Source organism: Allobosea sp. BK604, assembly GCF_004341515.1.
GTDB lineage: Bacteria > Pseudomonadota > Alphaproteobacteria > Rhizobiales > Beijerinckiaceae > Allobosea.
The window spans coordinates 277,971-301,498 of sequence record NZ_SLZF01000005.1 but is presented as its reverse complement, the minus strand read 5'-3'; the positions used below and the strand labels follow the sequence as shown (position 1 = coordinate 301,498).

The 23,528-nt window shown below is 65.7% G+C and carries 24 protein-coding genes and 1 pseudogene; 12 read left to right on the top strand and 13 right to left on the bottom strand.

The features are described from left to right. The first annotated feature begins 119 nt into the window (after nt 1-119). Entirely contained in the window at nt 120-1,130 is a 1,011-nt protein-coding gene (locus EV560_RS17325; protein WP_131857029.1) for a LysR family transcriptional regulator, read from the top strand. Nucleotides 1,131-1,227: 97 nt separating this feature from the next. Here EV560_RS17325 and EV560_RS17320 read toward each other — a convergent pair whose 3' ends face one another. Continuing rightward, complete coding sequence (locus tag EV560_RS17320) at nt 1,228-1,911, bottom strand: GntR family transcriptional regulator (protein WP_165923514.1); 684 nt, start codon at nt 1,909-1,911, stop codon at nt 1,228-1,230. 148 nt (nt 1,912-2,059) lie between these two features. Here EV560_RS17320 and EV560_RS17315 point away from each other — a divergent pair, with 148 nt between their 5' ends. From EV560_RS17315 to EV560_RS17285, 7 genes are read left to right on the top strand one after another with little or no spacing between them, the layout of a single operon-like run. Further along, entirely contained in the window at nt 2,060-3,607 is a 1,548-nt protein-coding gene (locus tag EV560_RS17315) for an ABC transporter substrate-binding protein (protein WP_131857027.1), read from the top strand. Between the two features lie 14 nt (nt 3,608-3,621). Beyond that, nucleotides 3,622-4,794 carry a mandelate racemase/muconate lactonizing enzyme family protein gene (locus EV560_RS17310; RefSeq protein ID WP_131857026.1) on the top strand — a complete coding sequence of 391 codons (1,173 nt, stop codon included), beginning with the start codon at nt 3,622-3,624 and terminating at the stop codon, nt 4,792-4,794. Between the two features lie 7 nt (nt 4,795-4,801). Further along, nucleotides 4,802-5,797, top strand: a complete 996-nt coding sequence (locus tag EV560_RS17305) for an ABC transporter ATP-binding protein (RefSeq protein WP_131857025.1) — start codon at nt 4,802-4,804, stop codon at nt 5,795-5,797. Nucleotides 5,798-5,817: 20 nt separating this feature from the next. After that, nucleotides 5,818-6,825, top strand: a complete 1,008-nt coding sequence (locus EV560_RS17300; RefSeq protein ID WP_131857272.1) for an ABC transporter ATP-binding protein — start codon at nt 5,818-5,820, stop codon at nt 6,823-6,825. Continuing rightward, complete coding sequence (locus tag EV560_RS17295; protein ID WP_207908050.1) at nt 6,822-7,778, top strand: ABC transporter permease; 957 nt, start codon at nt 6,822-6,824, stop codon at nt 7,776-7,778. Before EV560_RS17300 ends, EV560_RS17295 begins: the two co-directional genes overlap by 4 nt. After that, nucleotides 7,775-8,647, top strand: coding sequence for an ABC transporter permease (locus EV560_RS17290; RefSeq protein ID WP_131857024.1), 873 nt, complete (start codon nt 7,775-7,777; stop codon nt 8,645-8,647). The genes EV560_RS17295 and EV560_RS17290 overlap by 4 nt, the downstream gene beginning before the upstream one ends. A 24-nt stretch (nt 8,648-8,671) precedes the next feature. Further along, nucleotides 8,672-9,688: an NAD(P)-dependent oxidoreductase gene (locus EV560_RS17285; protein WP_165923513.1), complete on the top strand. Its 1,017-nt coding sequence runs from the start codon at nt 8,672-8,674 to the stop codon at nt 9,686-9,688. A 103-nt stretch (nt 9,689-9,791) separates the two neighbouring features. Here EV560_RS17285 and gstA read toward each other — a convergent pair whose 3' ends face one another. The 3 genes from gstA to EV560_RS17270 all read right to left on the bottom strand — a co-directional run bounded on the left by gstA (nt 9,792) and on the right by EV560_RS17270 (nt 12,767). Continuing rightward, a complete protein-coding gene (gene gstA, locus EV560_RS17280) occupies nt 9,792-10,403 on the bottom strand; it encodes a glutathione transferase GstA (RefSeq protein WP_131857022.1) in 612 nt (203 codons plus the stop codon). Between the two features lie 145 nt (nt 10,404-10,548). Next, nucleotides 10,549-11,415, bottom strand: coding sequence for a glutathione-dependent disulfide-bond oxidoreductase (gene yghU, locus EV560_RS17275; RefSeq protein WP_131857270.1), 867 nt, complete (start codon nt 11,413-11,415; stop codon nt 10,549-10,551). A 140-nt stretch (nt 11,416-11,555) separates the two neighbouring features. Beyond that, entirely contained in the window at nt 11,556-12,767 is a 1,212-nt protein-coding gene (locus EV560_RS17270; protein WP_248312095.1) for an alkene reductase, read from the bottom strand. On the opposite strand from EV560_RS17270, the gene EV560_RS17265 reads away from it, so the two are divergent. Beyond that, on the top strand, nt 12,766-13,644 hold the full coding sequence (locus EV560_RS17265; protein WP_348982240.1) for a LysR family transcriptional regulator: 879 nt from the start codon (nt 12,766-12,768) through the stop codon (nt 13,642-13,644). The genes EV560_RS17270 and EV560_RS17265 overlap by 2 nt on opposite strands. A 123-nt stretch (nt 13,645-13,767) precedes the next feature. Here the strand turns inward: EV560_RS17265 and EV560_RS17260 are convergent, their stop codons facing one another. The 3 genes from EV560_RS17260 to EV560_RS17250 form a co-directional block, all read right to left on the bottom strand. Then, nucleotides 13,768-14,073, bottom strand: a complete 306-nt coding sequence (locus EV560_RS17260) for a hypothetical protein (protein WP_131857021.1) — start codon at nt 14,071-14,073, stop codon at nt 13,768-13,770. A 9-nt stretch (nt 14,074-14,082) separates the two neighbouring features. Continuing rightward, complete coding sequence (locus EV560_RS17255) at nt 14,083-14,421, bottom strand: carboxymuconolactone decarboxylase family protein (protein ID WP_131857020.1); 339 nt, start codon at nt 14,419-14,421, stop codon at nt 14,083-14,085. Between the two features lie 97 nt (nt 14,422-14,518). Then, nucleotides 14,519-15,610 (bottom strand): alkene reductase, encoded by a 1,092-nt coding sequence (locus tag EV560_RS17250; protein ID WP_131857019.1) that lies wholly within the window; start codon nt 15,608-15,610, stop codon nt 14,519-14,521. 266 nt (nt 15,611-15,876) lie between these two features. Between EV560_RS17250 and EV560_RS17245 the strand changes: the two genes are divergently transcribed. Beyond that, nucleotides 15,877-16,488, top strand: a complete 612-nt coding sequence (locus EV560_RS17245) for a glutathione S-transferase family protein (RefSeq protein ID WP_131857018.1) — start codon at nt 15,877-15,879, stop codon at nt 16,486-16,488. Between the two features lie 31 nt (nt 16,489-16,519). Continuing rightward, nucleotides 16,520-18,592 (top strand): pyridoxamine 5'-phosphate oxidase family protein, encoded by a 2,073-nt coding sequence (locus EV560_RS17240; protein WP_131857017.1) that lies wholly within the window; start codon nt 16,520-16,522, stop codon nt 18,590-18,592. A 27-nt stretch (nt 18,593-18,619) separates the two neighbouring features. Here the strand turns inward: EV560_RS17240 and EV560_RS17235 are convergent, their stop codons facing one another. Together EV560_RS17235 and EV560_RS17230 are read right to left on the bottom strand one after the other, a co-directional pair. After that, nucleotides 18,620-19,516, bottom strand: coding sequence for a LysR family transcriptional regulator (locus EV560_RS17235; protein ID WP_131857016.1), 897 nt, complete (start codon nt 19,514-19,516; stop codon nt 18,620-18,622). Between the two features lie 610 nt (nt 19,517-20,126). Beyond that, on the bottom strand, nt 20,127-20,276 hold the full coding sequence (locus EV560_RS17230; RefSeq protein ID WP_207908049.1) for a YjiS-like domain-containing protein: 150 nt from the start codon (nt 20,274-20,276) through the stop codon (nt 20,127-20,129). Nucleotides 20,277-20,454: 178 nt separating this feature from the next. On the opposite strand from EV560_RS17230, the gene gcvA reads away from it, so the two are divergent. Then, a complete protein-coding gene (gene gcvA / locus EV560_RS17225) occupies nt 20,455-21,387 on the top strand; it encodes a transcriptional regulator GcvA (protein WP_131857268.1) in 933 nt (310 codons plus the stop codon). A 54-nt stretch (nt 21,388-21,441) separates the two neighbouring features. Here the strand turns inward: gcvA and EV560_RS36710 are convergent. The 4 genes and pseudogenes from EV560_RS36710 to EV560_RS36430 all read right to left on the bottom strand — a co-directional run. Beyond that, a pseudogene (locus tag EV560_RS36710) lies at nt 21,442-21,955 on the bottom strand (sulfatase-like hydrolase/transferase); the annotation flags it as partial. 56 nt (nt 21,956-22,011) lie between these two features. Next, nucleotides 22,012-22,197: a hypothetical protein gene (locus EV560_RS17215; RefSeq protein ID WP_131857014.1), complete on the bottom strand. Its 186-nt coding sequence runs from the start codon at nt 22,195-22,197 to the stop codon at nt 22,012-22,014. Next, nucleotides 22,178-22,762 carry an OmpA family protein gene (locus EV560_RS17210; RefSeq protein WP_165923512.1) on the bottom strand — a complete coding sequence of 195 codons (585 nt, stop codon included), beginning with the start codon at nt 22,760-22,762 and terminating at the stop codon, nt 22,178-22,180. Before EV560_RS17210 ends, EV560_RS17215 begins: the two co-directional genes overlap by 20 nt. Before the next feature lie 16 nt (nt 22,763-22,778). Continuing rightward, nucleotides 22,779-23,375, bottom strand: coding sequence for a cysteine rich repeat-containing protein (locus EV560_RS36430; protein WP_248312093.1), 597 nt, complete (start codon nt 23,373-23,375; stop codon nt 22,779-22,781). Between the last annotated feature and the right edge of the window lie 153 nt (nt 23,376-23,528).

Here is a 23,528-nt window from a genome sequence, read left to right as displayed (position 1 = left end):
CGGACTTCGACCATCGAGGGTCGCCTGGCCGGAACCTTGTCTTGGTCGTGACGCTAGCTGGGGCTGCGATAATCAAATAATGAAAAATTGGACAGGATCAGTTCCAGAAAGTTATCGCAATGAGTTTCATTGCCTCCCTTCCGCAGCAGATGTTCTGGCGCCTGCGGGTCCGCCATCTGCTTCTGGTCTCGACGGTTGCCCGGGTCGGCACGCTGCACCGGGCGGCGGAGGAGATGAATGTCACGCAGCCGGCGGTGAGCAAGATGCTGCAGGATGTCGAGGACATGCTCGGCGTGCGCATCTTCGACCGTCAGCCGCGCGGCCTGGTGCCGACCGAGCTCGGGGATTTCGTGGTGAGCTATGCCGGCCAGGTCCTGGCCGACCAGGAGCGCTTCCTGCGCGGCCTGAGCAATCTCAAGCGTGGCGGCTATGGCGCGCTCTCGATCGGCGCGATCATGGCGACCGCTCCCGACATCCTTCCCGCCGCGATCGCCGAGCTCAAGCGCAGGCGGCCGCTGATGACGATCCGGCTGTCGACCACGACCAGCGACGAGTTGCTGCGCGGCCTGGAAAAGAACGAGATCGACCTCGTGATCGGGCGGCTGACCGAAGCGCGCCATCACGCGATCTTCGATGTCGAGCCGCTTTCGAACGAGAATCTCTGGGTCTTCGCCGCCTTCGACCACCCGCTTGCCGGGCGCGCCGAGGTGTCCCTGGCGGAGATGGAGGCCTATCCCTGGGTTCTGCAGCAACAGACCAGCCCGATGCGCCAGGTGATCGACCGGTCCTTCGCCCAGGCCGGGCTGCCATCGCTCGACAATCTCGTCGAGACGACGTCGATCTTCGCGACCCTGCAACTCGTGCGCCGCGCCGGCATGATTTCCGTCCTGCCGCATACGATCATCGCCGAGGCGATCGACCGGGGCGAACTTGTCCAGCTGCCCTTCGTGCTCGACAATCCGCTCGAGCCTTACGGCATCATCCGCAGGCGCGGCGAACCCCTATCGGGAAATGCCGAGGATTTCGCCGAGATCGTCAGAGGCTTCGTCAGGGCTGAGATTCCCGGGGACGGTTCAAAGACAGTTCCTTGGGTCCCGGCCGCCGCTCGAGGAACGCGCGGGCTGCGCTAGAGCATTTTCGAGCGAAGTGGATACCGGTTCGGGTAAAGAAAATGCGTCAAGACAAATAGTAGAGCATTTTCGCGATTCGAAGAAACGCGGAAACGCTCTAGACACCGCGATCTTCGCTGCCGGCAATCTCTTCGCTCATTCGCATCAGCAGGTCGTCGCGCGCATCGCAGCAATGCTTCATTGCGATCTCGACAGCGGCTGCCGCATCGCCCGCGCCGATGGCCGCGACGAGCGCCCTGTGCTGCTCGATGATGGTGGCGACGCGTGACGGGCCGAAGCCGTAGCGACGCCGGATGCTGACGACCAGTTCCCAGCCTTGCTCCATGATATCGGCTGCGACGGGGTTGTCGGCCAGCACCGCGATGGCGCGGTGCAACTCGATATTGCCCATCACCATGGCCGCGGCGTCGTTGCGGGCGGCGGCTGCCTCATAGGCCTGGGCGAGCTCGCTCAGCCGGGCGGCTGCCTGTTCGGTGACGTTCTCGGCCGCCTGCCGCACGAGAAGCAGTTCCAGGGCGGCGCGGGTGTCATGCATGTCCCGCACGAATTTTGGCGTGACGCCGCGCAGGACGGCGCCCTTATGCGGGTCTATGACGACGAGGCGGTCGCCTTCGAGCTGGCGCAGCGCCTCCCGGACCGGGATATGGCTGACACCGTAACGGGTGCTCAGCTCCGCGACGCGCAAGCGATCTCCCGGCGAGAGCAGGCCGTCGAGAATGTCGCGCTTGATCGCGCGTTCAACCCGCGCCGCCATCGTTTCGTGCTCGATGAGCTCCGTCAAACACATCTCCTCCCATCGCCTGACCCATCCCTAGCACAAGCCCGATGGGAATTCGATATTATATATTATCCTTGCAGCCCTGGATTATATATTATATCGAGAGCACCAGCGGACACAGATCCGCGGCGTCAGGAACGAGGAGACGACCATGCTGACACGCCGTCAGGCGCTCGCCGGGCTCGGTGGGGCCGCCATTGTTGGCTTCTCGCGCTTGCCTATGGCCGGCGAAGCCCTGGCCCAGGCGCCAGCCAAGGGCGGGGTGCTGCGGGTCGCCGCGCCGTTCAACCCCTCGACGCTCGATCCGATCACGGGCGGGCTCGGCTCCGACCACATGCTGCTCTATCCGCTCTTCGACACATTGGTCGATTTCGAGCCGCAGACCCTTGCGCCGAAGCCCGGCCTGGCGACCTCCTGGGATTTTCCCGACCCGAAGACGCTGACCTTCACGCTGCGTGAGGGCGTGCGTTTCCATGACGGCGAGCCGATGGATGCGCAGGCGGTCAAGGCCCATATCGACCGCGCCCGCACCGATCCGCGCTCGGCCGTGCGCGGCGAGCTGCAGTCGATCGAGGCGGTGGAGGTGCTGGCGCCGAACAAGGTCGCGCTGAAGCTCAGCCGGCCCGACACCGCCCTGCCGCTGATCATGGCCGACCGCGCCGGCATGATCACCTCGCCGAAGGCGGTCGCGGAACGGGGCCGCCAGTTCGATCGGGAATCGGTCGGCACCGGCCCGTTCAAGCTGGAGCGCTGGAACGACAACGACACCGTCGTGATGGTCAGGAATCCGGATTACTGGAACAAGGGCCTGCCGCATCTGGACGGGCTGACCTTCCGCATCATCACCGACGTCAACACGGCGCTGCGCTCGGTCATCGCCGGCGAGAACCATTTCGTCTTCCGCCTCAACCCGCAGCAGAAGCTCGTCGCCGACCGGATGGCCGGCAAGGTCGTCGTCAGCTCGACCCCGACGATCGCGGACTACCATCTGCTGTTCAACTACAAGCGCACGCCGCTGAACGACGTCAGGGTGCGCCAGGCGGTGAACTGGGCGCTGGATCGGGACGGGTTCAACCGCGCCGCCCTGATGGGGCTGGGCGTGCCGGCCCAGACGATGCTGCCGCCCGGCTATTGGGCCCATGACCCGTCGGTCGACGGCTTCTACAAGCATGATCCGGACAAGGCGCGCGCGCTCCTCAAGGAGGCAGGCTTCGCCAACGGCGTCGATCTGCGCTTCTACGGCTATTCCGACCAGGCCTCGCAGCAGCGCCACGAGATCATCATCGAGCAGCTGCGCCAGTCCGGCATCCGCTGCGCCATGACCGTCGGCTCCAGCGCCGACATGTATCAGCGCTTCACGGTGCAGGGGGAGGGCGACATGCTGCTCGCGCTCTGGTCGGGCCGCCCCGACCCGAGCCAGCCCTTCGCGCTGGTCTATGGCGAGAACGGCTTCAACAATGTCGGCAAGGTGCCGCCGCCGCCCGAAATGGCGCAGGCCCAGATCGACTCGCAATCGGCCGTCGATGCCGAGACGCGCAAGAAGGCCTTCGCGAAGCTGGAACGGCTCTCGCTCGAGCATGCGCTCTCGGGCGAGCTCGCCTTCGTCCCGGGCATCGAGGCCTATTCGCCCAATGTGGTCGGCTATGTCCCGAACCTGCTCGGCAAGCCGAAACTCAACACTCTCTCCCTGAAGGCCTGAGGCCGAGCATCACGATGAAGATCACTGGCCTCGAAAGCCTTCACGCCGCCGCCGGCTGGCGCACGACCTCCTTCCTGAAGATCATGACCGACGAGGGCATCGTCGGCTGGTCGGAATACAGCGAGGATGTCGGCACGCGCGGCCTCACCGCGACGATCGCCGCGCTTGGCGAGCGGATCATCGGTCTCGATCCGCGCCGGCCCGAATGGATCATGTCGGTGCTCTATACGCAGACGGTGCCGGCCTGGTCCGGCATCAACCAGCACGCCATGGCCGCGATCTGCAACGCCTTGCTGGATATCGCCGGCAAGGCGCTCGGCGTGCCCGTGCACGCCCTGTTCGGCGGGGCGGTGCGTGACCGGCTGCCGGTCTACTGGTCGCATTTCGGCAGCTATCGCGTGCGCTTCGGCGGGCAGTACGACCTGCCGCCGCTGCGCGATTTCGACGACGTGATGAAGCTGGGCGAGGAGGCGCGGCGGCGCGGCTTCCGCGCCATGAAAACCAACATCATGTTCATGGAAGGCGGCAAGCTGGCGAATTTCCGGCCCGGCTTCGGCTCGATGCCCGGCTTCCCGGCGCTCAATCCGCAGCCGGCGGTCCTCAAGGACCTCGCCCGCCAGATGGAGGCCTTGCGGGCCGGCGCCGGCGACGATGCCGAGATCATGCTCGACGCCAATTTCCATTTCCGCACCGAGGGCTATCTGCAGCTCGTGCGCGCGCTTCAGCCCTTCCAGCCGGCCTGGCTGGAGCTCGACATCTACGATGCGCCGAGCCTGGCGCTCCTGCGCCGGGAGGCCTCGTTCCCGATCGCCAGCGGCGAATCCCTCTATACCCGCCGCAGCTACCGGCCCTTCCTCGAAGGCTATGCGATGGACGTCGCCATCGTCGACGTGCTCTGGAACGGCTTCCTCGAGGCGGTGAAGGTCGCGGCGATGGCCGATGCCTATGAGGTCAACGTCGCGCCGCATAATTTCTACGGCCATCTCGCCGACCATATCAGCGCGCATTTTGCGGCTCTCGTGCCCAATCTGCGGATCATGGAGATCGACATCGACGACGTGCCCTGGAAGGGCGAATTCGTCACGCACCAGCCGGTCATCGAGAACGGCGAGATGCTGGTGCCGACGCGTGCCGGCTGGGGGACCGATGTCGATGAGGCCGCCGTGCGCCGCCATCCGCCGCGCTGAGATCGCGATGGCTGCGGCTGAGCCCCTTCTCGACGTCCGCGACCTCGGCATCGCCTTCCGCACCGGCGGCGGCATGGTGCAGGTCACGCGCGAGGTCTCCTTCTCGATCGCGCCGGGCGAGGCCGTCGGCCTGGTCGGGGAGAGCGGCTGCGGCAAGACCGTCACGGGCCTCGCCCTGATGGGCCTGCTGCCACGCGCCACCAGCACGGTCTCGGGACAGGTGCTGCTCGACGGCGAGAACCTCGTCGGCATGGCGCCGCGCGATTTCAGGCGCCGGCGCGGCTCGAAGATCAGCATGATCTTCCAGGAGCCGATGAGCGCGCTCGACCCGGTCTTCACCATCGGCGAACAGATCAGCGAGACGCTGCGGACGCACCATCCCGTCAGCCGCAAGGAGGCGCGCGAGCGCGGCATCGAGGCGCTGGCCAAGGTCGGCATTCCCGAGCCGACGCTGCGCTACGATTCCTATCCGCACCAGCTGTCCGGCGGCATGCGCCAGCGCGCGATGATCGCCATCGCCATCGTCTGCGAGCCGCGCCTGCTGATCGCCGACGAGCCGACGACGGCGCTCGACGTCACCGTACAGGCCCAGATCGTCGACGTGCTCGGCGATCTCTGTTCGCGGCTGGGCATGGCGATGCTGTTCATCACCCACGATCTCGGGCTCGTCGCCGAGACCTGCTCGCGCCTCGTCACCATGTATGCCGGCGAGGTCATCGAGCAGGGCGCGATCGACGACGTGCTGCGCCGGCCGCGCCACCCCTATACCTCCGGCCTGCTGCGTTCCTTGCCGGCCCTGGCGGAGCGCAAGTCGCGCCTGCCGGCGATCGCCGGGCGCGTGCCGGCGCGCGGCGAGATCCCGCCCGGCTGCCGCTTCCGGCCGCGTTGCGGCTTTGCCGAGCCGCCATGCGAGGCCGAGCAGCCGCTGCACGCCATCCCTCCGGCGGGGCAGGTCCGCTGCTGCCGCCATGACCAGATCGCACTGGCGGGGGTGCTCTCGTGACCGGGCCCGCGCCCCAGCCGATGATCGCGGCCGAGGAGGTCGGCATCCACTTCCCCGTGGGGCGCGGCCGCGTGCTGAAGGCGGTCGACGGCGTTTCGCTCGCTGTGATGAAGGGCGAGACCTTCGGCGTCATCGGCGAATCCGGCTCGGGCAAGACGACCCTGGGCCGGGCCATGGTCTGCCTGGAGAAGCCGTCGGCAGGGCGCATCCGCCACGCCGGCACCGATCCTTACGCCCTCTCGTCGCGCGAGCTCAGGCGACATCGGCGCCAGTACCAGATCGTCTTCCAGGACCCCAACGCCGCGCTCAACCCGCGCATGTCGATCATCGATTCCATCCGCGAGCCGATGGATGTCGCGGCCGAGCTGCCGCGCGCCGAGCGCGAGGAACGGGCGCGCGCGCTGATGGAGCGCGTCGGTCTCAGCCCGGATTTCGCCCGGCGCTACCCGCACGAGCTCTCCGGCGGCCAGAAGCAGCGCGTCTGCATCGCCCGCGTGCTGACGCTGCGCCCATCGGTCATCGTCTGCGACGAGGCGGTCTCGGCGCTGGATGTCTCGATCCAGGCCGACATCCTCAACCTGCTCGCCGAGCTGCAGCAGGAATTCGGCCTGACCTATGTCTTCATCACCCATAATCTCGGCGTCGTCGCCCATGTCAGCGACCGGATCGCGGTGATGTATCTCGGCCGCATCGTCGAGCTCGGCCGCACCGAGGACGTGATCGAGCGACCCGTTCACCCCTATACCGAAGCGCTGCTTTCGGCCGAGCCGGTGGCTCTGCCCGCCGATCTGCGCCCGAACAAGCGCATCGTGCTCGAAGGCGAATTGCCGAGCCCGGTTTCGCCGCCCTCCGGCTGCCGCTTCCGCACGCGCTGCCGCTTCGTCCAGCCGCTCTGCGCCGAGCAGGAGCCGCCCTGGCGTGAGAGCGGCGCCGGCCATTGGAGCGCCTGCCATTTCGCCGGGGAGCTGCACTTGATGTCGAATGCGGAGCTGCACCCGCACCGCAACGTCGCGGAGCGGCAGCCATGAGCATGCGGACGCTTCTTCTCGTCGGCTCCCGGCTGGTGCAGGTCGTTCCCGTGCTCGTCCTGGCGACGCTCGCGATCTTCGGCCTGCTGCAACTGGTGCCGGGCGATCCGGCGGCGGTCATTGCCGGCGAGACCGCGACGGCCGAGCGCATTGCCCAGATCCGCCAGATGCTTGGCCTCGACCTGCCGGTTTGGCAGCAATATCTGCACTGGCTCTCGGGAGCGGTGCGCGGCGATCTCTCCACCTCCCTGATCACCGGCGTGCCCGTGCTGGAGGAAGTGCTGCGGCGCCTGCCCAACACGCTGCTGATCGTCTTCATGGCGCTGGCGCTTTCGGTCGCGATCGGCGTGCCGCTCGGCATCCTGGCCGCGACCAATGTCGATGGCCGGATCGACCGGCTGGTCACCAGCACCGCCTCTCTCGGCGTCGCGGTCCCGAATTTCTGGATGGGCATGATCCTCGTCGGCTTTTTCGCGCTCGGCCTCGGCTGGTTTCCGACCACCGGCGCCGCGTCCCTGACACAGGAACCGCTGCGTGCGCTTCACCACGCGACGCTGCCCGCTTGCGCGCTGGCGCTGAGCGGCATCGCCGAGATCACGCGCCAGCTGCGCAGCGCGCTGATCGACGTGCTGTCCTCGCAATATGTCCGGACCTTGCATGCGAAGGGGCTGCCGCAGTCGAAGATCCTCTGGCGGCACGGGCTGAAGAACGTCTCGCTGACGCTGCTCACCGTGGTCGGCCTGGTCTTCAACCGCACGCTGGGCGCGACCGTGGCGATCGAGGCGGTCTTCGCCATTCCCGGCACCGGCTCGCTGGTGGTCGCCTCGGCCACCAACAAGGATTTTCCGGTCGTGCAGGGCGTCGTCTTCGTGCTCGTGCTGATCGTGATCGCCTGCAATTTGCTGATCGACCTGCTCTATGCGGCGCTCGACCCGCGGATGAGCCGCCGATGAGCGCTACCGTCCAGCAAGCGTCACGCCGGAAGCGCCGCTCGCGCCTCCGCACCTGGCTCGCGGGCGACAGGCGCGCCGCCATCAGCCTGAGCTTCCTGCTGCTGCTCGGCTCGCTCTCGCTGCTGGCCGGCGTGATCGCGCCCTATTCGCCGGTCGCGCAGAGCATGGACATCCTCGCGCCGCCCAGCGCGGCGCATTGGCTCGGCACCGACGATCTCGGCCGCGACGTGTTCAGCCGGCTGCTCCATGGCGGGCCGATGACGCTCTATGCCAGCTTCCTCGCCGTCTCCGTCGGCCTCGCGATCGGCCTGCCGATCGGCGTTCTGGCCGGCTATCTCGGCGGCTGGGTCGATACCGGCGTCGGACGCATCATCGACACCATGCTGTCCTTCCCCAGCATCGTGCTCGCCATCGCGGTCACCGGCGCGCTCGGCATCGGCCTGACCAACAGCATGATCGCGGTCGGCATCGTGTTTTCGCCGGGCATTGCGCGGCTGATCCGGGTGCAGACCATGATCGTCAAGGGCGATCTCTTCGTCGATGCGGCCCGCACCTTCGGCTCGAGCACCTGGCGCGTCATCTTCAGGCACATCCTGCCCAACGCCATCCAGCCGGTGATCGTGCAAGTCACGCTGCTGCTCGCCACCGCGCTGCTGGCCGAAGCGAGCCTGAGCTTCCTCGGCCTCGGCGTGCAGCCGCCCCAGCCGAGCTGGGGCCAGATGCTGGCGCGGGCCTATACCTACATGGAGATCGCGCCCGAGCAGATGTATGCGCCCGGCCTCGCCATCCTGTTCACCGCGCTTGCCTTCAACGCGCTCGGCGAGTCGCTGAGGGCCTTGCTGGACCCGACGCGCAGTCGCAACGACTGATCGCCGGCGATTGGAGACGATTCAGTGCAGCGCTTCCGGGTTCTCGCAACCTCGTCCTTGCATCCGGCCGCGGAGGCCTTCCTGAGCGAGCGCTGCGACTTTGCCGTGTCGCCGGACAATTCGGCGCAGACGCTGAAGCGCGAGATCGCCGGGGCCGACGCCCTGATCGTGCGCGTGCGCCTGCCGGACGATATTTTCGAGCATGCGCCGCGCCTGAAAGTCTGCATCAGGCATGGCGTCGGGCTCGATTTCATCCCGGTCGAGGCCGCGACGAAGAAGGGCATCGTCGTCGGCAACCTGGTCTCGGCCAATACCCAGGCGGTGATCGAGCACGCCGTCGGCAGCGTCATCCTGCTGGCGCGGGATTTCCACGGGCTGGCGCTGGATTTCGCGCGCAACGGCTGGCCGGCGCGAGACCGCCATCCCTCGACCGAACTTGCCGGCAAGACGCTCGGCATCGTCGGCTGCGGGCGGATCGGCCGCGGTGTCGCAGAGGCGCTGCATGCGGCCTTCGGGATGCGCGTGATCGGCTATAATCGCAGCCCGATCGGGGAGGGCGTCATCGCCCAGGCGGCGCTCGACGAGGTGTTCGCCCAGGCCGATGTGGTCTGCCTCGCGATCGCCGCCACCGCCGAGACGCGCGGCATCGTCGATGCGCGCAGGCTCGGGCTGATGAAGCCGGGCTCGTTCCTCGTCAATGTCGCGCGTGGCGAATTGATCGAGGACGCGGCCCTGATCGCAGCCCTCGAGAGCGGCGGGCTGGCGGGCGCGGCGCTGGACGTGTTCGATCCCGAGCCCTTGCCGGACGAACACCCGTTGAGAAGCGCGCCGCGCCTCTTCCTGACGCCGCATACGGCCGGCGGTACGGAAGAGAGCCTCGTCCGGACCGGGATGCAGGCCGCGGCAGACGTGCTGGACGCCTTGAGCGGTCGCAAGCCGTCCAATCTCGTGAATCCCGCGATCTGGCCCGACCATGTCGCGCGCCTCGGGACCTCGCCTCCCGTCCCGGGCCTGCCGGGCGGGTTTGAGCAAGACGGCTGAGGATCGCATTCTCCACGGGAACCGGCCGCGCGGTCCCAGGTTCGCTGTTCCAGGGCACGCTGTTCCAGGCGCGGCTCACGATCTTGACCGGTTGCGGCAAAGCTCAGCTCGGCGACAGGCCTTCGGCCTCCAGGGAGGCGCGAACGCTCGGCCGGCCGTCCATCCGTGCCATGAAGGCCTGGATCGACGTGTAACCGGAGAGGTCGACCTTCACCCGCCCGGCCCATGTCAGGACATTGTACAGATAGGCATCCGCGGCCGAGAATTGGTTGCCCAGAAGGTAGTCGCTCCTGGACAGGTGGTCGTTGACATATCCGAACCGGCTCCCCAGGCTGCCTGTGGCGAACCTCGCCTTCGACTCCGCGTCGAGGAACGGCGAGAACAATGTCGCGAAGCCCCGGTGCAGGTCGGTCGCGACGAAGTTCAGCCATTCCAGAGCCTTGTAGCGGTCCTTCGTTCCGAATGCCGGGAGAAGGCCGCGCTCGGGATTCTTGTCCGCGATCCACTGGAGGATCACGACCCCCTCGGTGATGACGTCGCCGTCATCCAGTTTCAACGCCGGAACGAGGCCTTTCGAAGTGACCTGGTAATAGTCGCCCTCGACGGTCGTCTTCGTCTTGAAGTCGACCTTGATCAGCTCGAAGTCCTGCCCGGCCTCGCGCAAGGTGATTTGCGAAGCAAGCCCGCAGGAGCCGGTGGCAAAGTACAGTTTCATGGGTATCTCCATGGTTTAAGCGCAGCGGCGCCTGACGAGGACCCGCCCGCGCAAGCAGGTCGGTCAGGGTCCACGCCTCGACACGGCGGCTGGGGGAATGAGCTTGGAAAGTTGGGCGAAGGACTGGATCGAGGGCCGCGCCGAGCTATCGCCGCAAGGTGTCGAAATCGGCCGCATCATGGCGTTCGCGCAGGAACTCGCCGGGCGCTCCTGACGTGCGGTTGACGATCCGTCCGCGAGCGACCGCAGGGCGTGATCCGATCGCTTTGTACCAGCGCAGGAGATGCGTGTACTGCTCGACGGCGAGGAACTCATGCGCGTTGTAGACGCCATAGAGGCTGCCGGGCTGCCACGGCCAGACCGCCATGTCGGCGATCGTATACTGGTCGCCGGCAAGGTATTCGTGCGACGCCAGATGGGTATCCAGGACGTGGAGCTGGCGCTTTGTCTCCATCGCGTAACGGTCGATCGCATACTCGATCTTGAACGGCGCGTAGGCGTAGAAGTGACCCAGGCCGCCGCCGACGAACGGTGCCGTCCCCATTTGCCACATCAGCCAGTTGAAGGTCGCGGTCCGTGCGCGCGGCTCGGTCGGCAGGAAGGCGCCGAACCGCTCGGCGAGGTAGACCAGGATCGAGCCGCTTTCGAAGACCTTCGTGATCGGATCGGTCGAATGGTCCACCAGTGCAGGGATTTTCGAGTTTGGGTTCACCCCGACGAAGCCGCTGCCGAACTGGTCGCCTTTGAAGATGTCGATCAGCCAGGCATCATACTCGGCGCCGGCATGCCCTGCGGCCAGCAATTCCTCGAGCAGGATCGTGACTTTCTGCCCGTTCGGCGTGCCTTGTGAATAGAGCTGGAGAGGATGCTTGCCCACCGGCAGGTCCCGCTCGAACCTGGCGCCCGATACCGGCTGGTTCATGCTGCCGAACTGGCCACCATAAGCCTCTTTCTTGTTCCAGACTTTCGCGGGCACGTAGCCCGAAGGCTGGTTCTTGGAAGGGTCGGTCATGTGTCGCTCCTGAAAGCCCGGAGCATGGGAGATGCTCGAACGGGTCTGCTTGGCTGATGGGTGAAGGGTGACGAACAGCGCTCGGACGGGGCAGGGCTTGCCGGGCGCTCTCGCCAATCAGGCGAAGGCTCTCCTGTCCGTCAGCGCCGGATAGTCGGTGTAGCCTTCCGGCCCCTGGCTATAGAAGTCTCCCGCTTCGCCGGATTTAGTGGCGCGCCGTCCTGCAGACGCTGCACCAGATCGGGATTGGCCAGGAAGGGGCGCCCGAAGCTGATCGCATCGGCGAGCCCGCTATCGATATCCGCCTGTGCGCGCACCAGATCGTAATCGCTGTTGAGGATCAGCTTGCCCTTGAAGTGCTGGCGGATCATCGGCGACTGGCGCGGCACGTCGGTGCCACCGAAGACATCGCCCGGAGCGGGTTCGCGCAGCTCCAGGAACGCGATGTCGATGGTGGCGAGCATGTCCGCAACGGCCGTGAACAGCGGCGTCGGATCGCTGTCGTCCACCCCCCAGGTCTCGCCATTGGGAGACAGGCGAACCGAGGTGCGGTCCGCGCCGACGACCCCGGCGACCGCCCTTGCCACCTGCTCCAGCAGCCGCATGCGGTTCGCGATGCTGCCGCCATAGTCATCGCCGCGCAGATTGCTGTTATTGCGCAGGAACTGGTCGATCAGCATGCCGTTGGCGGCGTGGATCTGGACGCCGTCGAAGCCGGCCGCGACCGCGTTGCGGGCCGCGTGGGCATAATCGGCGACGAGACCGGGAATTTCGTCGGCTGCCAGTGGGCGCGCGGTTTCGGGCGATTTCGGGCCGTCATAGGTCCAGGCATCGACCGGTGCGGCCGTCGCGCTGGACGAGACCGGCTGCTCGCCGATGACGGCGGAATGGCCGGCACGGCCCGTATGCCCAAGCTGGGCAACGATCCGCCCGCCCTTGTGATGCACGGCCTGCGTCACGGGCTTCCACGCAGCCACCTGCTCGGCGGACCAGATTCCCGGCGCATAGGGAAAGCCGTTGCCCTGCCGGGAGATGCCGATCGCTTCGCTGGTGATGAGCCCGGCCGAGGCGCGCTGCGCATAATAATCGACCATGATCGCGGTCGGCACATGGTCGTGGGTCGATCGGGCGCGGGTCAGAGGCGCCATGATGATGCGATTTGGGGCGGTCAGCGCGCCAAGCGCGATAGGGTCGAAAAGCGTCGGCATAAGATCTCCTTCGTCAGGGGCGCGACGTTCAAGGCGATGCCCGTTGACTAATGGAGGCCGTACAACCGATAAACAGGCCGCTTTTCCGAACATTGCGGACCAGGATGACTTCATGGGCACTCGGATCGACAGCTTGAGCGCCATGTCGGCATTCGTGCAGGCAGCGGATTTGCGGAGCTTCAAGCTCGCGGGCCAGCAATTCGGGCTGTCGTCCTCGGCGATCGGCAAGACCATAGCGAAACTCGAGGATCAGCTGGGTGTCCGGCTCTTCCATCGCTCGACCCGCGCCATCCGCTTGACCCATGAAGGCGAGATCTTTCTCGATCGCTGCCGCCGGGTTTTGTGCGAGCTGGAGGCGGCGGAGGCGGAGCTCGCCTACGCCACGGCATCTCCGCGCGGCCGGCTTCGCGTCGGCGTTCCATTTGTCGGCGAATTGCTCACGCCGCTCTTCGGCGAATTCCTGACGCGCTATCCGGAGATCGAGCTCGACCTCGACTATAATGATCGCCTCGTCGACGTCATCGAGGACGGTTTCGACGCGGTCATACGCTCGGGCGAGGTCAGCGACAGCCGCCTCATGCATGCGAAGCTCGGCGACTTCTCGACGCGCCTGGTCGCTGCCCCGAGCTACCTGGCCCGGGCAGGCGAACCGCGTACCGCGTCCGATCTGACAAGCCACCGCTTGCTGCATCACCGCTTTTACGAAACCGGCAAGCTCAGGGACTGGGGCCCGGCCGTCCCCGGAGGCATGGTCTTGCCGGTGGCGCTTGCAGCCACCTCGCTGGAACCGCTCATCCGCCTGGCGGAGTCGGGGTGCGGGATCGCTTCGCTGCCCTGCTTCGCGGTCGCCGATCGAATCCGGGCCGGAACTCTGCGCGAGGTGCTTCCAGCCGCAGAAAAGAATAGCCGCGCCATGCGGCTGTTATGGCCCCGCAGCAAGGCTCCGCTGCCGAAAATATCCGCATTCGTGAAATTCATGACGGAATCGGTGAGGAGTGCCCTGCACGAAACCGCGGAGTAGGGCCGAGGTATCCAAAGCCTCACCCAGGAAACGAGACCGGCGGCACCGCCTCGAGGCGGCGCCGCCGACCCGCACCCTCGCGTGGGACGCGTGCGAACGAGGGAGCGCGAGCGGTGGGCGGGCTCAGCGACGCCGATCGAACGCGTCGCCGAAATCCTGCCGATCGTCGGAGGGAACGTTCGCTTCGGCCACCTCCGCGGCAGCCTGGCCAGGCGGCGGGTTCGGCCGGGCCATGCTGGTCCCGATCGCACCGACGAGCAGGATGGCCAGCATGATCAGCAGCCCGATCTCAAGGAGCGAGCAATTCGGGTTGTGGCGCGAGAGATAGTCCTGTTCGTCCCGACGTCTTTGGCGGCGGCGCTGGCTGGCGCAGAGCCGGTCGCCGTCGACGCAAAGATTGCGCCCATGGGAATCGGGCTTGTCCGCCATTGGCAACGCCTATGTCCCGGTCGCGTCGTCGAAGGCCTCCAGCGCCCGCGTCGAGTAGACGAGGGCAGCGCCCGCATTCATCGCCACCGCGACGCCGAGAGCTTCGGCCACTTGCTCGCGCGTAGCGCCGGCTTTCACGGCTTCGTTGCCGTGGATCGAGATGCAGCCGTCGCAGCGCGTGGTCACGGCCACGGCGAGCGCAATCAGCTGGCGCATCTTCTCATCCAGATGAGCCGTCTTGCGGCCAGCTCCGGACGAGGTCAGGTAGCCCTTCACGGTATCGGGTGAAAGCTGCTGCAGCTTGCCGACATTAGCCAGCAAATGATCGCGATTGGCATTCCAGTCCATGTCGAACTCCGTTGATTATCCGCCGGCATGGCGGGGAAGCTGAAGTGTCGGGAAGAGGCTCGGCATCCGGCCCGATGGCCGGCCGATCAGAAGCCGATCACGCAACGGCCCTGATGTCCGGCAGCGTCGGGTAGTCGGTATAGCCCTCCGCTCCCTGGCTATAGAGCGTGCTCTCTTCGGCCGGGTTCAGCGGGGCGCGGTCCTGCAGCCGCCGAACCAGATCGGGATTGGCGAGGAAGGGCCGCCCGAAGCTGATCGCATCGGCGAGCCCGGAGTCGAGATCCGCCTGGGCACGCGCAAGGTCATAGTCGCTGTTGAGCACCAGCGGCCCCTTGAAATACTTGCGCATCATCGGTGATTGGCGCGGAACCTCGGTCGAGACGAAGGTTCCGGCCGGGCTGGCCTCCTTCAATTCCAGGAACGCGATGCCGATCGTGTTCAGCAGATCCGCCGCCGCCGTGAACAAGGGGGTGGGATCACTGTCGTCCACGCCATAGGTTTCGCCATTGGGAGACAGGCGCACCGAGGTACGGCCCGCTCCGATGGCGCTTGCTACGGCGCGCGTGACGAGCTTCAGCAGGCGCAGCCGGTTCTTGATACTTCCGCCGTAGTCGTCGCTGCGCAGATTGCTGTTGTTGCGCAGGAACTGGTCGATCAGCTGACCGTTCGCGGGATGGATCTGGACGCCGTCGAAGCCAGCCGCGATCGCATTGCGCGCCGCGCTGACGTAATCCCCCGCGATATCGAGAAGCTCCTCCGCCGCCAGCGGACGCGCGACCTCGTAGGGCTTCCTGCCATCATAGGTATGCGCATCGCCCGGCGTCGTGGTCGCGCTCGAGGATACCGGCTGCTCGCCGGTCAGGGCGGAATGCGCCATGCGGCCCATGTGCCAGAGCTGCGCGACGATCCGTCCGCCCCGATCGTGAACGGCCCGCGTGACGGGTGTCCATGCTTCCACCTGCTCGTCGGACCAGAGGCCGGGCGCATAGGGCCAGCCAAGTCCCTGGCGCGAGATTCCGATGGCTTCGCTGATGATCAGTCCGGCCGAGGCGCGCTGTGCGTAATACCCGGCCATTATCGCGGTCGGGATGTGGTCGCGGGTCGCGCGACCCCGGGTCATCGGCGCCATGATGACGCGATTTGGGGCGGTCAGCGCGCCAAGCGCGACGGGTTCGAAAAGCGTCCGCATGTGGTCTCCTTCATCACGGTCGCAACTGTGGGGAGCGATGGAGCCGTGACTAAAGGAGGGCGAATGGCCGATAAACAGGCCGCTTTTCCGAACATTACGGAGTGAAATGACTTCATATGTGATGAGCAGGCGGCCTGGGCCGACCAATTCCGGTTGTTTCGCGGAAGAGTCCCTTCCGCCGAAACCGGGTTCATCCTCGCCCGGAGCTCATGCAGGTTTCCCCCCGACAGTGCCTGACGGTGCGACTGTTCCAGCGGAGATTAAAAATGAAGCTCTACTATCATCCTCTTTCCGGGCACGCTCACCGGGCGCAGTTGTTCCTGTCGCTGATAGGTCAGGACGCCGACTTGATCGAGGTCGACCTCGCCAAGGGCGAGCACAAGCAGCCGGCGTTCCTTAAGCTCAACAGTCTTGGCCAGGTACCGGTTCTGGTCGATGGCGAAACGGTCGTCCAGGATTCGATCGCCATCCTGATCTATCTCGCCAAGAAGCTGGGACAGAAGGATTGGCTGCCGGACGATCCGATCGGTGCGGCCAAGGTCGGACGCTGGCTGTCGATCGCAGCCGGCCAGATCGCCTACGGCCCCGCCGCCGCGCGACTCGTCACCGTCTTCGGCGCGAAGTTCAATCCTGAAGAGGTCATTGGTCGCGCCCATGACCTGCTCAAAGTGGTCGAGCGGGAGCTTGCCGAGCGTGATTGGCTGGCCGCCGAGCGCGCCACCATCGCCGATATCGCTCTCTACAGCTACATCGCCCGTGCTCCCGAGGGCAATGTCGACCTGTCTCCCTACCCGAAGGTCGGCGCCTGGCTGGCCCGGATCGAGCAGCTTCCCGGGTTCGTCCCCTTTGTGAAGACGCCGGTCGGCCTGGCCGCATAGGTACGCGCGCTTGAATGAGGAGGTCACGGCGATGAACAGTCATGTCGGCGACATCAAGCCATTGCCGTGGCACAGCGGCGAGCTCGCGATCCAACGGAGCGCTGGCGTCGAGAAGACGGCGGCCGATCTCGGGCGGCGTTTTGTCCGCGATCACCTGATCGAGCAGCATCGCCTGTTCTATCCCCAGCTCCCTTTCCTCGTCGTCGGCGCCGTCGACGAAGCGGGGGAGCCATGGGCCACGGTGATCGAAGGCCGGCCAGGTTTCCTGAGCGCGCCGGACGACCGGACGCTCCGCGCCGCGTTCCGTCGGGATCCCTCCGATCCGGCCGATCAGGGCTTCAACGATGGTGGTGCCATCGGCGTCCTCGGCATCGAGTTGCACACGCGGCGCCGCAATCGCCTCAACGGCACGATCGCCCATGCGAATGCCGCAGGGTTCGACCTCCAGGTCGTCCATAGCTACGGCAATTGCCCGCGCTACATCCAGCTCCGTGATTTCCGCTTCGTTCGCGACCCCGGCCTGCCATTCTCGGGAGAGGTTGAAACCCTTTCCCAGCTGGACGGCGATGCGCGCGAAATGATCGGGGCGGCCGATGCCTTCTTCGTGGCGTCATACTCGGAACAAGGGGGCATCCGGCAAGCCGACGGATCGAGCCGCGGCGGCAAGCCCGGCTTTGTCCGGATAGGCGATGACGACACGCTGACCATCCCGGATTTCAACGGCAACACCTTCTTCAACACGCTCGGCAACATCCTGTTGAACGGGCGTGCGGGCCTGACCTTCGTCGATTTTGCCTCCGGCGACATGTTGCAGATGACCGGGCGTGCCGAGGTCATCCTCGACTCTCCGGATGTCGATTCCTTTCAGGGCGCGGAGCGCTTCTGGACGTTCAAGGCGGAAAAGCTGGTACGCCGCCGCGGCGTGCTGGCCGTTCGCTGGACGGCACGGGAAGACGGCAAGAGTCCCTATGCGGTCATGACCGGCGACTGGGACCAGGTCGCCGAGCGCAGGCGCGCAAGAGACCTCGCGATGCAGTGGCGCCCCTTCCGCATCGAACATGCGATCCAGGAAAGCGGGAGCATTCGCTCGCTTTACCTGAAGCCGGCGGACGGCGCAGGCATGATCGCCCACAAGGCGGGGCAGCATCTGCCGATCCGGGTCCGGCTTCCTGGCGCTGAAGCCCCGGCGGTCCGCACCTATACGATTTCCGCGGCGCCGTCCGATGCCATGTACCGCATCAGCGTGAAGCGCGACGGAAAGGTATCGCAGTTCCTGCATGCGCTCGCTGAGGGCGCGGAGATCGAGGCGCGCGCACCGGCCGGCTCCTTCATTGTGGATCCGACGGCGTCGAGGCCTGCGGTGCTGCTCGGCGCCGGAGTCGGCATCACGCCGATGATCGCGATGCTTCGCAACATCGTCTACGAAGGCGTGCGCAAGCAGCGTGTCCGCAAAACCTGGCTGTTCTACGCGGCACGCTCGAAAACGGACCAGGCTTTCGGCGATGAACTGGACGAACTGGCGGTCGCATCCGGCGGCAATCTTCGAATCTACCGTCTGTTGAGTGACGCCGCAGGTGCGGAGTCACGCAAACATGTCGATGCGGTCGGGCGTCTCGATATCGATCTGCTGAAGCGGACGCTGCCATTCGACGATTACGATTTCTATCTCTGCGGGCCGGGTGCATTCATGCAGGATACCTATTTCGGGCTTCGCTCCCTCAATGTCCCCGACAGCCGGATTTTCGCGGAGAGCTTCGGTCCGGCCTCGATCCGCCGGACTCCGGAAGGCCCATCATCGCAGGCCGAGAGCAGACCTCCGGCAACAGAACCTGTTCGGGTCGTCTTCGCCAAGTCGGGCAGGGAGAGCCGCTGGTCTCCGGAAAGTGGGACCTTGCTCGAGTTCGCCGAAGCCAGCGGCCTGTCGCCCGAGTTCGGCTGCCGAAGCGGCTCATGCGGAACCTGTGCGACGAGGATCGTCAAAGGGGCGGTGGGCTACGCGGATATGCCGACAGCCGACATTCCCGATGGCCACGCGCTGATCTGCAGCGCCTATCCGGCCAAGGACGACGATCCAGGAGAGGGCGACCTGCAACTCGCTCTTTGATTCGCGGCCTCCGTCGCTGCGTGGCCTTCAGTTGATCTGCCTGCTTGCGCGCAATCTGGCCACCGCGAAGTCGACGAAGCTGCGGACCTTGGCCGATGCGTGACGGCCGTCGGGGTGAACCACGTGGATCGGCAGCGTCTCCTCTTCAAACTCGGAGAGGACGACCTGCAACTCACCGAGATCCAGTCGCGGAGCGATCTGGTAGGAGAGAACGCGGGTGAGGCCCCATCCCCGCGCCGCGGCGAGGATCGCGCCGTCATTCGTGCTGCAGAAGAGGCGAGGCGCGATCCGTACACTGGTCTTTTCATCGACGCCGAACCGCCAATCCAGCGAAGACCATGCGCTCGTGGTTGCGATGATGCGATGGCGCGTCAGATCCGAAGGCGTCGACGGTCGGCCATGTCGCTCGAAATAGGCGGGCGATCCACAGATGACGCGCCGGACTTCGCCGACCCGCGTGGCCGCGAAGCCGGAGTCCGGCAGATGCCCGATGCGGATAGCGACATCGACTTCTTCTTCCACCAGGTTGACGATCCGATCGACGAACAGGGCTCGGCCGATGACATCGGGATGACCCTCGAGGAATTCCGTGAAGAGCGGCATGATGAAAAGCGAGCCGAACATCGACGATGCTGTGACGCTGAGCGTCCCCGTTGGCTTGCCGAAAGTCGCGGCTGCCGCAGCCTCCGCCTCGCTCATTTCGAAAAGCAGCCTCTGACAGTCCTTCAGGTAGCGACTTCCGGCATCCGTCAGCTTGAGCGAGCGCGTCGTCCGGGTGAGGAGTCGCGCGCCGATCGCCTCTTCGAGCGATGAAACGATCCGCGTCACGGCCGGAGGGCTCATGTTGAGCTGACGTCCGGCGCCGGCGAAGCTGCCGGTTTCACCGACCTTCACGAAAACCTTCATCGCCTGCCATCGATCCATACGGTCCTTGTCCTCCCTGACAGCGCCAGCGTCATGCACGCGGGCAAGGCTCGCGCGTTACATTAGCTTGGAACTGCCGCTCGCTATCGCACCAAGGCAAGAGTTCTTTGGCACGGAACGGATCGACTGAAATCCTGAGCCTTTGCCGAATGATCGCCCTTCGAGAAGCGCGCCACGCCTCTTCCTGTCTCCGGTCCGATGATCCAGCAACGGGCTTCCTGACCGGAGGCATTCACGCCACACGGCGCCATCGGCGGGCGACACGCGCAGAACTGCCATTTAAACGAATGACGCGGTCGAACCTCGGGCGATCCACGTTCCAGCCGCCGCGCCATCCACTCCCGTTGAGGCGCGGTGGCTGCCGGCGTGGCGTCCACAACCCCACCCAGTTGGCTCGCCGGCAGCCCGCGGATTCCTCTGAATTGTGCAAATGGCCCCGTCTGCTTGCGCCGGCGGAGCCGTTTTCTGTCCACATCAAACGGCGCGGCCGTGCTGCGTTACGGCGCGCAGACCCGATGCCAAATCTGCATCAGGTCGCGGCTGAAGACGCCGAAGCAATCACTGACCGGAAGCGCCGCTCCGCGATCCATCACCGACCTGGCTGCTCGTCTCAGATTCGTCCAGCCGGCTGGTGGGCGTCTGCATTGACGCGTTCCACATCGCTGCGCGACAGGCCGAGATCGGACAACGCGCGTTCGTCCATAAAGTAGAGTGCGCGCGCACTGCGCCTGTCATCGAGCCATGCCTCGAGACGCAGCAACGTCCTCACCAAGGCGCCGCGTGACGGGAGAACGGCCGAGAAGGAAAAGTGAGCTAGGGCTGGACTAGCGAACATGACGCGTTCCTCAGATAAGCTAACGTCATGAAAACATGGTCCTTGCACGGGGCCGAAGCAAATGCGAAGTTCTTCGCATTGCCCAAGTTAAGCTTGGCCTGCCATGAGCCGTCGCCATCTCCCTCCGCTGACGTTCCTGCGCGCTTTCGAAGCCGCTGCCCGGCATCGGAATTTCGAGAAGGCAGGCGATGAACTGGCCGTTACCGCCAGTGCCATCGGCCAGCATGTGCGGTCACTGGAGGCCTGGCTGCGGCGCCCGCTCTTCACCCGGCTGCCGAGCAAGGGCGTTGCCTTGACCGAGGCCGGCGAGCGCTACGCTGCGACCATCTCGCAGGTGCTCGACCAGCTCAACGAAGCGACGGCGTGGGCGTTGCGGCCGGAGACCCCGAATGTCCTCACCGTCAGCACCTTGCCAAGCTTCGCGCTGAATTGGCTGATCCCCAGGCTGGGCTCGCTCAGGGAGCGCCAGCCCAATCTGGAAGTGCGGGTCGAGATCTCGGTGAGCTTGACCGATTTCGCACGCGAGAATGTCGATGTGGCGATACGATCCGGCCACGGCGGCTATCCCGGCATGCAAACGGATCTTCTGATGGAGGAGAATTTCTTTCCGGTTTGCAGCGCCAGCCTGCTTGGCGATCCCGCACGTCCCCTGCGCGAGCCGTCGGATCTGCGCCATCACACCTTGTTGCACGAGATTCCGGAAGGCATCCCCGATTTCGTTACCTGGCCGCGCTGGCTCGCGGCGGTGGGAGAGCATGAGATCGATGCGACCCGGGGACCGAGATTCTCCCACACTTTCATGGCCCTGCAGGCGGCCGCATCGGGGCAGGGGGTGGCGCTCGCCACCAATGTGTTGATCGGGGACTATCTCGATGCCGGACGTCTGGTCCGGCCATTCGCGCATAAGGTCAGGGGACCGCACCAATATTACCTGGTTTGCCCGGAGAATTCGGCGCAGCGGCCGGCGATTGCCGGGTTCCGGAGATGGATTCGCGACGAGGCAGCGGCCCATGTCGCCCTGAGCGCCGGTCAGTGAGGGTTGCGCGCCAGTGAGCGTTGCAGAGCGGAGAGACGGCTCGGCGCCAGGGAGAGCGGGGATATTGTGGTCCTTGCCGAACCAGGCGGGGCTGTAGCCATTGTCCTGCAGGATCCGGCCGACCGTCGCCTTGTCGCGCTCGATGACGCTGTTATAGCCGGGGAAGCCGGTCGACTGCTCAGAGATGACGCCGAACCCGGCCGAATGATGGTTGCGGCCGGTGAGCAGGGCGGCGCGCGTCGGCGAGCATAGCGCGGTCGAGAAGGTCCGGTTGTAGCGCAAGCCGTCCTGGGCGAGGCGGTCCATCGTCGGCGTCGGGATCACGCCGCCGAACGTGCTCGGCACGCCGAAGCCGGCATCGTCGCGCCCATCAGGGCGTCGATTTCAGCGCATCGTTCTGGATCACGCCGCCGAAGGCCGGGTCCGGCGGCGGCAGCTGCTGGCCGTTGATGGTGGTCGTGGCGCCCGGCGAGCCCGGCGTGCCGGTGACCTGCTGGGCCTGGACCTGAGCGAAGGTCAGCGCGGCGCTGGCGATGCTTCCGAGTATGGCAAGCAGCGTTGTTTTCATGACCTTGCCATCCTGTGCGCGGGCTGGATCTCAAAAACCCACGTTGCCATCGCCACTCACCAGCGCCTGACCTGGCTGCCGATGACCGGTGTCCGCACTGGTTTCGCCATTCCGAAGAACACCACGAAGCCGTTGCCGCCGCAGCGCGTCGAAGCGGCCTCGTCCGGGACCTTCGACAGGCGGCCGGCTCCCGTCCCGCCGGAACGGGAGCCGTTGAGCGGGCTATCTGAAGCGGCCCACATTCACGATCTGGACGCGCCGATTGGCCGCCGCGTCCGGATTCTTGCGGTTCTGCAATTGCTCTTCGCCAAGGCCGACCGCGACGATCCTCGAGGGGACGATGCCGAATGTGGTAACCAGCGCGTCGCGAACCGCATCGGCCCGCTTCTGGCTGAGCGTCAGGTTCGACTTGCGGTCGCCGACGGCGTCGGTATGGCCGACGATGAGGAACTTGTATTCCAGCAAGGTCGGATGGAGCAGGGAATCGGCGATGACGCCGATGGTGCGGAACGACGCAGGGCGGATCACGGCGGAGCCGGTGCGGAACTGGATCTCGACGGTGAACTGGGAGAGATTGTCCAGTTCCTGCGAGAGAGGCTCGCGCAGCGAGGCGTCGGGGCCCCGATTGGCGGCGACGCTGTCGACCGCCTGGCGCCGGAGCGCCACGATGTCGATGGTTTTCGACTGGTCGAGAACATTCAGCGTCTCGATCAGCTGAGTGTCGCTGAGACGCTCCTGGGCCTGGACGGCTGCGGTTGCGGGTATCAGGGCGATTGCGGCGGAAAAGACGAGGGCGATGGCTTTCATGGGATGCATTGTCCTGTCAGTTCCAGCCGGCATCGACGATGACCTGCTTGCAGCCGCTGCTGACAACCTTCGTGGCGGTCAGCAGGCATTGCAGCCTGTAGCCGTCATGGGGCTGCACGCCATTGCAGTACTGTCCGATGTCGCGCTCACAGACCTTCACCGCGGTGGCCTGTGCGCTGGCCCGTTTCGCCAGCGACTGGAACACCTCCGCCGACGTGCTCTTGCAGGTCGCCGAAAGCCGCGCCTGATTGCGATCCAGGCAAGCTTTGACGGCGCCTCCACCAAGCGAAACCTTCGAGCAAAGCTTCTCAATGTCCGGGCCGCATGATTTCGCCAGGCGATCATAGGCTTCGGCGAAGGTGAGCGTCTGCGCCGAAGCGGCCAGCGGGATCGCCATAGGGACCAGCAGACTGGCTGCGGCCAGGATTTTACGTAGCCTCACAATCATCTCCCTGTTGTCGGCACGATCAGCAAGACGTCTTTGGTCGGCATCATCTTCGTTTGCGCCCGCGCAGGCATTTGGCGGTCGTGAATGCCTTGTCAGCGATGCGCTGGATTTGGCCGGGAACCAAGGATGTCCGTCCACTGAACGGCCATGCTGTGTTTTTGGCATTCTGGCGGCGCGAGTCACTTGTCCCTAAGGACAATAGGCAAACCCGCACGCCTCTGCCTGTCCCGGATCGGGGTCAGGCGAAAAGCCGGAACCGGACGTTCCCGAGGGAATGTGAAGCCAGCCTTCGGCCGTCTCGACAAGAGCCAGGCGCTC